Source organism: Okeania sp. SIO3I5 (assembly GCF_010672085.1).
Lineage (GTDB): Bacteria > Cyanobacteriota > Cyanobacteriia > Cyanobacteriales > Microcoleaceae > Trichodesmium.
Map to the genome: position 1 here is coordinate 16,669 of NZ_JAAHHT010000111.1, position 12,158 is coordinate 28,826.

Sequence of the window (12,158 nt, forward strand, 5' to 3'; positions counted from 1 at the left end):
TCCAGACGGAATGCTCCGCAAAAGAGGGCGTCTCAAAAAAAATCTGCTGATGCTGATTACTGACTGCTTCTTTAGTTGAGTTAATTAGCTACAAAATTAGCGATCGCCTAATTACTTTCTAAGGCAACATTAATAGTTCACCATCAAACTCATCAAAAGCAATATTTTATGTTTTCCCCAGATCTAAGTGAAAGTCTTTCTAGGTCTGCCCTCAGAACAAATAGTAAGATTTTATTATTAGAGACTGAAGAGTTGTTTCGGGATATGTTAGCTCTAGCTCTAGAAGAACAAGGTTGTGAAGTAGTTATTGCTCAAGATGGGCGTAGTGTTATTCCTACTCTTGAGAATTCTTTATCAGTTAAAAGTGAACAATCTTTCCATTTACTAATTCTTGACTCTGTTAATGGTTTAGATTTATGCCGGATATTAAGACATCAAGGTAATTTAATACCAATAATGATTTTAGGAGCAAGAGGTAGTGCTAATAATTGCGCTTTTTACTTGGAAGCTGGAGCTGATGATTATGTAACTAAACCTTTCGGGATGCGGGAATTTATGGCTCGTTGCCAAGCTATGATGCGTCGCCAACGTAATAGTCAACTATCTCAAGCACTTATGCTTCAGTATCAAGATATAATAGTTTATCCCGAAGAGTGCCGAGTCATGGTCAGAGGTCAAGAGGTGAAACTTTCCCCTAAACAATTTCGCTTACTTGAACTATTTATGAGTTATCCACGCAGGGTTTGGTCTCGCGAACAATTGTTAGAGCAAGTTTGGGGACCAGATTTTATTGGGGATAGTAAAACTGTTGATGTTCATATTCGTTGGTTACGGGAGAAACTAGAGTTAAATCCTAGTAAACCAGAGTATGTGATTACTGTTAGAGGTTTTGGATATAGATTTGGTTAGAGGTAGGGAATAGGGAACTGGGAATAGGGAATAGGGAATAGAAAGCAACTTATACCGTTTCACTGAATTTAGAATTTAGAATTCAGAATGCCAGATTTGATAGCCTAAAAACTTTGACACTCACGACAGTTTCAGGCAATTATTTGACATTTAAAGTTTGAAACTATTTGTGACATCTTTAAAGTGAATTTGTATTAAATTCTTAGTTTTAAAGAAATAGCGTTCTCTTGACTACTTGACTTTTTTGAGGATATCACTACTTGTACCACTGTCAGTTGTTGAATGACTGAAAATTTTGTAGTTAGAAGATGATTTGATGATTTTTTCTAACTACTAAACTTGAATTTTTAACTTTTAACTTTTGAGTTTTAACTTCAAGGTCATTTAGTTATTGAATGACTGAAAATTTTGTAGCTAGAAGATGATTTGATGATTTTTTCTAACTACTAAACTTGAATTTTTAACTTTTAACTTTTAACTTTTAACTTCAAGGTCAGTTAGTTATTGAATAACTGAAAATTTTGTAGCGATGAAGATGATTTGATGATTTTTTCTAACTACTGAACTTTAACATTTAACTTTTAACTTCAAGGTCAGTTAGTTATTGAATGACTGAAAATTTTGTAGCGATGAAGATGATTTGATAATTTTTTCTAACTACTAAGTAGGTAGGCGCGAATAAACCTCACTATTTAACGAAATGTTAAAGCACTTGAAACCCTTGAGATTGCTTCCTTCCCCGAGTGTAAGTCGCTTCGGACGTACTTGTAAATTTTTTCACCTACCTACTTAAACTTGAATTTTTAACTTTTAACTTCAACTTAAGTTAGTTATTGAATGACTGAAAATTTTGTAGCTAGAAGATGATTTGATGATTTTTTCTAACTACTAAACTTGAATTTTTAACTTTTAACTTCAACTTAAGTTAGTTATTGAATGACTGAAAATTTTGTAGCTAGAAGATGATTTGATGATTTTTTCTAACTACTAAACTTGAATTTTTAACTTTTAACTGTTTACTTTTAACTTCAAGGTCAGTTAGTTATTGAATGAGTGAAAATTTTGTAGCTAGAAGATGATTTGATGATTTTTTCTAACTACTAAACTTGAACTTTGAACTTTGAACTTTTAAGTTTTAACTTCAAGGTCAGTTAGTTATTGAATGACTGAAAATTTTGTATTTAGAAGATGATTTGATAATTTTTTCTAACTACTAAACTTTGAATTTTGAATTTTGAACTTTGAACTTTTAAGTTTTAACTTCAACGTCAGTTAGTTATTGAATGAGTGAAAATTTTGTATTTAGAAGATGATTTGATAATTTTTTCTAACTACTAAACTTTGAATTTTAAATTTTGAATTTTGAATTTTGAATTCCCCAAAGCGGCTGACTATTTACTAAATAAACTTAACTGACCATCAGAAGAAAATTCTGATAAATCTGCTTTACCTGCTAGTAACTTAGCAGCAGCTTCTAACATTTCCTTTTGAATATCTTGAATATCTTCCCGGTTTTCTAAATAAGTTTTTAAAGCTTCTAAAGGATCGATACTATTACCTGTTGATAATTCTGGTAAACGGGGTCTTGCTAACTGACTGACTAATTCTGGCTGAATAGTATAGGTATGTGCCTCACTTAAAGCTTGATGTAAAACGCCATTATCAATCAAGTCTAACTGTTCGGAACGTAACTGATAAATTAACCGCACTACTGCATTTTCTATCTGATATTTACTAATAGCTTTCAATAACTCACTCTGTGGATTTTCTACTTTTGAAACATTAACTTTAATAGTCAGAAAATTTCGGACGGGTAAAGAATAAAATTTCCATTTTGCTGCACCTTTTTCTAGTTCAATCAAAACAAAACCCTTCTCTTCCTTCTCCTCGCTAAAGTCAACTCTTTCAATACTTCCTGGATAAATAATTGGTGGGTTATTAGACTTATTCAAATTTTGATGTTTGTGAACGTGACCTAAAGCAACATAATCAAAACAAGGGCGGTTTAATAGAGAAACGGGAATATTAAAACCTTTACCAACTGCTAGAAAACGTTCTGCTCCTAAACTTGCCCTATCTGCCATTAAATGACCTAAAAGTACGGTGGGAATTTCTGGGTTTAATTTCCGAATTTCTGCTTCTAATACTAACCGCAATTTTTCAATTAATGACTCATTTACTTGACTCATAGATTTACCTTCTGTCTCTGATTTTGTCATTAAATTAGAAGCAGTTAACCAAGGCAAAGTAATAATTTGAATAACACCATTTTGAGTTTGAATTTTATGAGTTTCTAAGCGATCGCCTACCACAACTCCAGGTACTCCTAAAGTCCGATAAATACCTAAACTTGCCCCCCCTTGACCTTGGGAATGTTGGTCGTGATTTCCTACTAATAATACTGTGGGAATTTGAGCATCTACTAAACGGCGTAGTTCACTAGAAAAAGCTTGTTTTATGTATGGTGCGGGAGTAGCATCTGGAAAAGCATCTCCACCGAATAAAACTAAATCAACTGGTTCAGAAATTGCTCGATCTATACAAAGTTTTAGACTATAAATAAAGTCTTCGAGGCGAGTGTTTAGACCTGTTTCTGGATTAATCCGACCATGGGAAAAACCACTGCCAATATGTATGTCGGAAAGATGGAGAATTTTAATCATTTTGTTTTTTTAGGAAGTAGGGAGTAGGAGGTAGTAATTCGGGAAATAAGGAAGGTACGAGATGGATTTTTTACACGGATTCGCGAATATTGAAAAGTCTCTGAATCAGCAAAGTGAGTTGAATAAAAAATCATGTACATAGGCGAGCAACCCCATATAACACTTATGATATCACAAAAATTGCGAAGATGCTGCTGGAAATCTTTTGACACGCCGATTTTTTCGGGAGCTTCAGACAATGAAAATGTTGTTAGTTTCGACTAAGTAGGGATGGAGGGAAAGAGTCTGATTTCTGGGAGCTTCATAAGATGAAAATATTTCTGGTATTGCACCTGTGACAACTTCGTGAATATTGAGTTGAATAAAAAATCATGTGCATAGGCGAGCAACCCCATATAACATTTATGATATCACAAAAATTGCGAAGATGCTGGCAGAAATCTTTTGACGCGCCGATTTTTTTGGGAGCTTCAGGAAATGAAAATGTTTTTAGTTTCCACTAAGTAGGGATGGAGGGAAAGAGTCTGATTTCTGGGAGCTTCATAAGATGAAAATATTTCTGGTATTCCACCTGTGACAACTTCGTGAATATTGAGTTGAATAAAAAATCATGTGCATAGGCAAGTAACACCATCTAACACTTAGAATATCACAAAAATTGCGAAGATGCTACCGAAAATCTTTCGACGCGCCGATTTTTTTCGGGAGCTTCAGACAATGAAAATGTTGGTAGTTTCCACTAAGTACGGATGGAGGGAAAGAGTCTGATTTCTGGGAGCTTCATAAGATGAAAATATTTCTGGTATTGCACCTGTGACAACTTCGTGAATATTGAGTTGAATAAAAAATCATGTGCATAGGCGAGTAACCCCATCTAACACTTATGATATCACAAAAATTGCGAAGATGCTACCGAAAATCTTTCGACGCGCCGATTTTTTTCAGGAGCTTCAGACAATGAAAATGTTGGTAGTTTCGACTAAGTACGGATGGAGGGAAAGAGTCTGATTTCTGGGAGCTTCACAAGATGAAAATATTTCTAGTATTGCACCTGTGACAAGTTTATGAATATTGAAAAGTCTCTTGATCAGCAAAGTGAGTTGAATAAAAAATCATGTGTATAGGCGAGTAACGACATCTAACATTTATAATATCACAAAAATTGCGAAGATGCTGCCGGAAATCTTTTGACGCGCCGATTTTTTCGGGAGCTTAAGAAAATGAAAATGTTTACAGTTCTGTATTACCTAAGTTTTTAGAGATACCTTTAAAGGTTCTATATAGCCTTTCTTACGAGTTAGAAGTACACCTATTTTTATTTCCATTCTTATTGCCTACTACCAGTTAAGTGTTTCCTAAAATATAGAATTTTGTACTTCATGCTTTTGGGGAATTACTATATAAAAATCCTAAATATATTTTAGTATTTTGTCTTAAGGGTTTAGTCTTCAAAACCAAGAAAAAATAGGATGTGGAAGCCAAAACTCTAGAGTCTTTTTTCACGAATTATTTGATATTACTATATATAATTTTTCAGGACTAATTGAAATACAGAGTTCTAAATTTTAGGCAATACAGATTTACGCCAGTTTATAGCATCTTGTATTAATCTTGGCTGCATTATCATGAAACCAATGTTCATTGTATTTCCCTCTTTTGATTTCCTATTTAAAATCCAGAAGTTGCGATCGCCTGCTTCTCTGACCAAAATCAAAAAACAGTTTCCCGCAAGAACGCGAAAGTATAAGTAAAAAAAATATTATCAACTATTATTATTTTTTATACTTATCAAAAAATCTCTGATTTTGGCTAATTGTTACAAAATATTTCACGTACTTGCGTTATTTCAGGTATTTGGTATCATATTGATACATAGTTTATTGTGCCAATGTTGTATTTAAAAATAAGAATTTTTCCCTAGAAAAAGCTACAACCTTCTATTTTTCGTCAATATAGGGTGCAAAAATTTATACCATTTCTACGGTTGAATAAATCTCAAAAAAACTAATTTTGAACAGGTGTCGGTGCTTAGGCAATTATAACCATTGACAAATTTGTTTTGATAGTATCCAAAAATTGAAGGGTAGGAGTTAGGAGACTGGAGACTGGAGGAAGAATTTAATGAGTGATTTTTCGGCGTTGGTAATTGGTAAGATGATTTTCTACTAGGGGTCTTACCCATCACTTACTTTGGTCACATATTTAGAGGTATCAGAAACAGATTATTCTTAAAGTTTCATCTCTTGATTTACCAACGCCGATTTTTCAGCCAATAGTCAACCCTTTCATCCTCAAATTATGCAGCTATGCAAGTAAGGAAAACCTCTGTACTTTTTCAAGAGTTGAAAAAGCTCAAACCATGATTAATGTCAATGCTTTTAGATTTAATCAGCAGAGCAATAATTATTAAAATATACAATTAATTTGGCACAACTACTTATTAGCAGTCAGCTCTCAGCAATAAAAATAGACAATGTAGTTCGATAGACTATTAAGGTTAACTAATAGACTTTTACCGAAAAATTTTGGTTTAAAGCCTCCCCCTTTTAAGGGGATAATAAATAAAAATTGTATGCATGAGTCAATCCTCTTCTTTTCAAGGAGAGGTAATAATTAATTATTAATTATTAATTATTAATTATTAATTGTTGAACCATACTTTTAATTCTGTGAAATCTCGCTTATTGCTTTTTCCTCCTTTAAAGGTAATTAAGCTGATAGCTGATTGCTGAATGCTTAGATGCTTTTGTTTCTTTATTAGTTATTATTATTTGTGTTGTTTGTTTGTTGTTGAGAAGTGCTTTGTATTTTTTGGATTAAATTGATTACCGGATAATAATTACTACAATAGCCCAGCGATCGCTTAAAACGCTCTGCTCCTCCTAACCCATCATTTCCAAACAAATGACCTAATCCTTCATTCATAAGTAATCCTGGGTGATTTGGATAGTGGTTATATAGCTGTGAATAGATTACATCAGCTTGTTGATAATTGCCTATTCTAGCTAGAGCATTTGCTTTAGCTAATTCTTCTAACTCTGAATCTCGATTCATTAGGGATTTGATTTTAATCCAAATTGAAGGAATGATACCTACTATAAACAAAAAGTTGATAAGCAAGGTTTTCCAAAATACTTTATCTGCACAATTGTCACACAGATAACGACGCTTAAAAGAATATCCATAAATTATCAGCAGAAAGTAAAAGTAAAACTCGGTATAACCCTGTACCCTGTCAAACATCTGACATTCATCACAGGTACGATACTTCGATCCTTTAGTCATTAAGTCTTGATTTTGTTGAAAGATTGTTTCGCAAAACCTACAGTAGGTATAACTGGTTTTGTTCAGTCGAGACAGGTTAATGGTAGCTCCGCATTCTGGGCAATTGACAGTATAAAAAAGATGACCTTCAGCAGCTTCAATAAATTGTTGTTTAGTAATTTCAGCCTGTTTTTTGGAATTAATACGATCTATAAATCTTTTTAAATCAAGAGCATTAATTTGATGAATTTCTAATACTAAAGCTGCCTCATTAATTAATTGATTTGATACTTTTTTACTCAAGGAAGCAGTGGGTGATATTGCTAGGATTAATCTATTATCGCGGGTGGTACTATTGGCAATATCTTCATAAATTAACCTTTCTTTTCCTAGGATTATTGCTTCTTCGTTAGCAAATCCTTTTTGAGCAAATAATCCTTGAGCAGTACCATGATTATCAACATATTTAAGCTTAAAAGAAAGCTCTGAGTATTTTTTTGACATAATCAATCTCTCAAAAAAAATCAGTAGGTAAGCAAACTGAGTTAATTTTTTATTATAACAGTAATTTCTGGCAACTGTCAAATTAAAGTAAGTTCAATTTAATACCATTTCGACCTGATGTTACGCTTAATAAAAGATAACAAGTATTGGTAAAATTAGGGTTATAGTAATAATTATTAAGCGCATTGTTACAGAGAAATGGTATAAGATTCAAGAAGGATAAAAGCTCAAAGTAAAGTTATAAAAATCAGCTTTTCCTTCTCTCCTAGATAACTAAAGCCTTCTTACTTGGGTGCATCTCAATGCAAGAAGAAAGCAAAAAAATTATTGATGCATAGGGAACAGAGAATAGGGAATAGGAAAAAAGTATTTTGGCAAATATGAGATACACCTTCTTACTTCTTACTTCTATAAAGATTCTGGTTCTTGACCAGAAACAACAGGTGCAGTATTATTCAATTTTAATTCTGGATGTTCAGATTCTACCTGTTGACAATTCCACTCATTTTTAAACAACAAAACAGGTCGTCCCCAACTATCTTTTACCGCCACAGTATTAAATAACCGACCTACTTTTTTCAGTATTTCCCAACCACCATCTACCCAACGTGCCACACTAAAAGGCAACATTTCTAATCTGGTTTCTACTCCATATTCATTTTCCATTCGGAACTGAACAACTTCCAATTGTAACTGCCCAACAGCAGCTAAAATAGGGTCTCTTTTTGACTCGTCTGCTGAGTACATAATTTGCACTGCACCTTCTTCTCTTAATTCATTAACTCCTTTACGAAATTGCTTAAATTTAGAAGGATTAGGATTCCTTAAATAAGCAAATATTTCTGGTGAGAAACAGGGGATACCTTCGTACTCTAATTTTTTGCCATTGTAAATAGTATCTCCTATGGCAAATACTCCTGGATTATTTAAACCAATTATGTCACCTGGATAGGCATTTTCGATAGATGCTCTATCTTGAGCAAATAACTTTTGCGGACGAGATAATCGTACTGTTTTACCTGTTCTAGCATGGCTAACTGTCATATCTTTTTCAAACTTTCCTGTGCAAACTCTAATAAATGCCACCCGATCTCGATGTTTTGGGTCCATATTAGCTTGCAATTTAAACACAAATCCAGTGAAGTTTGGATAAGTAGGAGAAATTTCCCCAACTGTACTTTTATGAGTACCTGGTTTTAGGGCATATTCTAAGAAAGCATCTAAGAATAATTGCACCCCAAAATTCGTCATGGCACTACCAAAAAATACAGGAGTCATTTCTCCTTTATGTATCTCTTCTAAATCTAAATCTGAACCTAATTCATCTAGCAATTCTATATCTTCTTTGAGTTGATAATAAAGGTCTTGTTCTAGTAGTTCTTCTATCTGAGGATCGCCTAAATTTACTACTGTATTTGTTGCTGCTTTTCTACCATGAATACTCCTCTCAAATAAGTGAATTTGTTGTTTTCTTCGATCAAATACTCCTTTGAAGCGATCGCCCATACCGATCGGCCAATTTACAGGATATGTTTTTAAGCCTAATTCCTGTTCAATTTCATCCAATAGTTCTAAAGGTTCTCTTCCTGGTCTATCCATTTTATTAATAAAGGTAAAAATGGGTAGTTTTCGCATTTTACAAACTTCAAATAATTTGCGAGTTTGAGGTTCTAAACCTTTAGCACTATCCTCTAACATTACAGCGTTATCTGCTGCTGCTAATGTTCTGTATGTATCCTCACTAAAATCTTGGTGTCCAGGAGTATCTAGAAGATTTATTTGACAGTTTTGATAATCAAATTGTAGAACTGTAGAAGTGATAGAAATACCTCTTTGTTGTTCCATTGCCATCCAGTCTGAGGTAGCATGACGTTGCGCTCTTTTAGCTTTTACTGCACCAGCTTCTTGAATAGCGCCTCCGTACAATAATAGTTTTTCTGTAAGGGTCGTTTTACCAGCATCAGGGTGAGAAATAATGGCAAAGTTACGCCGTTTATCTACTGCTATTTCCAATTCTGCTTCAATTTCAATGGACATAAGTTAACCTAACTTTTAGAATATTCAACTATTCATCATATTATATATTTATCTAGGCTGAATTTAATATATTTATTAGACTTCGTGGCAGTTGTCAGGGAATAGGGAATAGGGAATAGGGAATAGGGAATTAAATTGTTTATTTCAGCTCTTGAATTGATTTATTTTTTGATTTTTGGAGATGTCTATTATGTAAGCATTCAGCTATTAGCAGTCAGCTTTTCCTACGGAATGCTACGCAAACAGCTTTTTAATAAACAATGTAGTTCGATAGACTAGACTATTAAGGTTAGCTAATAGACTTTTATCTATACTGTTAATTCTTGAAACCTCTCAACTGCTTTTTCCTATTTTAAAAGTAATGAAGCTGTTAAGGTTAGCGTTAGCGTTTGCTCCGCATTCCGCAGGAAAGCTCCTCTGAAAGAGGCAGTTCCTCTGCAAGAGACTAGCTAATAGCTGACCGCTGAATGCTGACTTTATTATTATGATATAATGTATATTAAAATCCTCTATCTTAATAAACATCTCCAACAATCAAAAATGAAATCAATTAAAGATATTAAATCAATAATTTCACTCCCTATTCCCTGACTTCTGCAAGAAGTCTAAGATATACCTGAAATTACAAATATAGCGTTTCCCAGAGTCTAATGGTACATCTATATTTTATTTTTATTCTATTCCCTGTTCCCAGTTAAGTGTTCCCTAAAACCTATAATTTTGTACCTCACGCTTTTTGGGAATTGCTATAGAGTAAATATTGATAATCGAAAAATTATCAATTGAATAAAAATCAATACTTGATTGTTTTTAAATTTGATAATCTTATAATTTTTGTATACAAGAAAAGCAGATGAATTTTTTATCAAAAATTTGGAGTACAGGAAATTTTATTCCTCATGGACATTGTTATCTTTGGCAACCTGAATTAGTATCGCTGCACATATTGTCAGACGGATTAATTGCATTATCTTACTTCTCAATTCCTATTGCCTTAGTTGATTTGATTAGGCAGCGAAAGGATCTACCTTACCCAGAAATATTTTTCTTATTTAGTGCATTTATTGTTAGCTGTGGATTGACTCATTTAATAGAAATTTTGACTCTCTGGCATCCTATCTATTGGCTATCAGGTTTAGTGAAAGCAATAACAGCAATAATATCTTTATTTACAGCTACAACATTAATACCATTAATTCCTAATTTATTAGCGCTTCCTAGTTCGGCAAAACTAGAAGCAATGAACGAGAAATTAAAAGCAGAAATTAGAGAAAGGCAACTAATACAAGAAGCTTTAGAAGCATCTGAAAAACGTTTAAGTGGAATTTTAGAAATTGCTCAAAATGCCATTATTTCAGTTGATGAAAATCAAAATATTTCTATGTTTAATCAAGGAGCAGAAAAAATATTTGGATATCAAGCAAGTGAAGTTTTAGGAAAATCATTAAATTTGCTATTGCCAGAACGAAATAAAGCAAATCATCAAAACTATGTACGTCAATTTTGTGCTGATTCTGAAGTTTCCCGTCTCATGGCTAATCGTCGCCAAATTTGGGGACTTCGGAAAGATGGTACTGAATTTCCAGCAACAGCTTCTATTTCTAAATTAGAGCTACAAAAAGAGACTATATTAACAGCAATTATTAATGACATTAGTGAAGAAGTAGAAGCAGAAAATAGACTGAAAACCGCACTACAGCAATTGAACTTTCATGTAGAAAATACTCCACTGGGACTAATTGAATGGAATAGTGAATTTCGAGTACAACGTTGGTCACAACAAGCAGAAAAAATCTTTGCTTGGCAAGCAGAAGAAGTAATAGGTTTACAGGTAAGTGAATGGGAATTTATCTTTCCTGAAGATTTAGAAAAAGTTGGCAGTATAATTAAACAACTCCAAGAAGGAAATATACCCAGAAATACTTGCCTAAATCGTAACTATACTAAAGAGGGAAAAGTAATCAATTGTGAATGGTATAACTCAGTTTCTTTAGATGAAAAAGGCAATTTAATTTCTGTTTTATCTCTAGTTTTAGATGTTAGCGAGCGGATAAAAGCACAAGTAGAATTACAACTATCTCAACAAAAACTGCAATTAATTATTAATACTATTCCCCAATCAATATTTTGGAAAGATCGAAACCTAGAATATCAGGGATGTAATTATAGTTTTGCTCATAGAGCTGGTTTTAAATCCCCTGCAGAAATAGTTGGTAAAACTGACTATGATTTACCCGGAAATCAAGAATATTTTGAACATTATTGCAGAATAGATCGTCAAGTCATGGAATCTAATACCCCTATATATCAAATAATTGAACCTCAATTAACTATTCAAGGTCAACAAAGATGGTTACAAACCAGTAAAGTTCCTATTCATAATCAAGACGGTAAAGTAATAGGTATTCTTGGTAGTTATGAAGACATTACCGAACGTATTGAAGCACAGCAAAAATTAGACCGGCAACAAAAAACTTTAAGAGCAATTCTTGATAATGCTCCTATTTGGATTTTAATGACTGACGTTAATGGCAAAGTTAAGTTTGTAAATAACACATTATGTGAAAATCTAGGAATTCCTGAGTCAAGGTTTTTGGAAGTTGAACAATATCATCAACTTTTTCCTAAAAAAGAAGCAGAAAATCTTCATCAATTTGATAAGAATTGCTGGGAAAATAATTTACCATGCCACTCCGAAGAAACTTTTAAATTTATTGATGGTAAAGAGCATAATCTAGAGGTAATTAAAAGATAGAAGATTATGTTGTTTTATTATCTGTT

At 33.1% G+C, this 12,158-nt stretch carries 5 protein-coding genes; 2 read left to right on the forward strand and 3 right to left on the reverse strand.

Annotation, left to right across the window (positions count from 1 at the left end):
* Positions 1-168 precede the first annotated feature (168 nt).
* Positions 169-909: a winged helix-turn-helix domain-containing protein gene (locus tag F6K40_RS22595; RefSeq protein WP_293139350.1), complete on the forward strand. Its 741-nt coding sequence runs from the start codon at positions 169-171 to the stop codon at positions 907-909.
* 1,391 nt (positions 910-2,300) lie between these two features.
* Here the strand turns inward: F6K40_RS22595 and sbcD are convergent.
* The 3 genes from sbcD to F6K40_RS22610 form a co-directional block, all read right to left on the reverse strand.
* Positions 2,301-3,572, reverse strand: a complete 1,272-nt coding sequence (sbcD, locus tag F6K40_RS22600) for an exonuclease subunit SbcD (protein ID WP_293139351.1) — start codon at positions 3,570-3,572, stop codon at positions 2,301-2,303.
* A gap of 2,757 nt (positions 3,573-6,329) precedes the next feature.
* A complete protein-coding gene (locus F6K40_RS22605) occupies positions 6,330-7,340 on the reverse strand; it encodes a hypothetical protein (RefSeq protein WP_293139352.1) in 1,011 nt (336 codons plus the stop codon).
* Between the two features lie 408 nt (positions 7,341-7,748).
* Positions 7,749-9,377: a peptide chain release factor 3 gene (locus F6K40_RS22610; protein WP_293139353.1), complete on the reverse strand. Its 1,629-nt coding sequence runs from the start codon at positions 9,375-9,377 to the stop codon at positions 7,749-7,751.
* Positions 9,378-10,230: 853 nt separating this feature from the next.
* On the opposite strand from F6K40_RS22610, the gene F6K40_RS22615 reads away from it, so the two are divergent.
* A complete protein-coding gene (locus F6K40_RS22615) occupies positions 10,231-12,132 on the forward strand; it encodes a PAS domain S-box protein (RefSeq protein ID WP_293139354.1) in 1,902 nt (633 codons plus the stop codon).
* Positions 12,133-12,158: the final 26 nt, after the last annotated feature.

Coding starts and splice junctions, on each gene's coding strand:
- sbcD (WP_293139351.1), bottom strand. CDS start 3,572: ATGATTAAAATTCTCCATCTTTCCGACATACATATTGGCAGTGGTTTT.
- F6K40_RS22615 (WP_293139354.1), top strand. CDS start 10,231: ATGAATTTTTTATCAAAAATTTGGAGTACAGGAAATTTTATTCCTCAT.
- F6K40_RS22605 (WP_293139352.1), bottom strand. CDS start 7,340: ATGTCAAAAAAATACTCAGAGCTTTCTTTTAAGCTTAAATATGTTGAT.
- F6K40_RS22610 (WP_293139353.1), bottom strand. CDS start 9,377: ATGTCCATTGAAATTGAAGCAGAATTGGAAATAGCAGTAGATAAACGG.
- F6K40_RS22595 (WP_293139350.1), top strand. CDS start 169: ATGTTTTCCCCAGATCTAAGTGAAAGTCTTTCTAGGTCTGCCCTCAGA.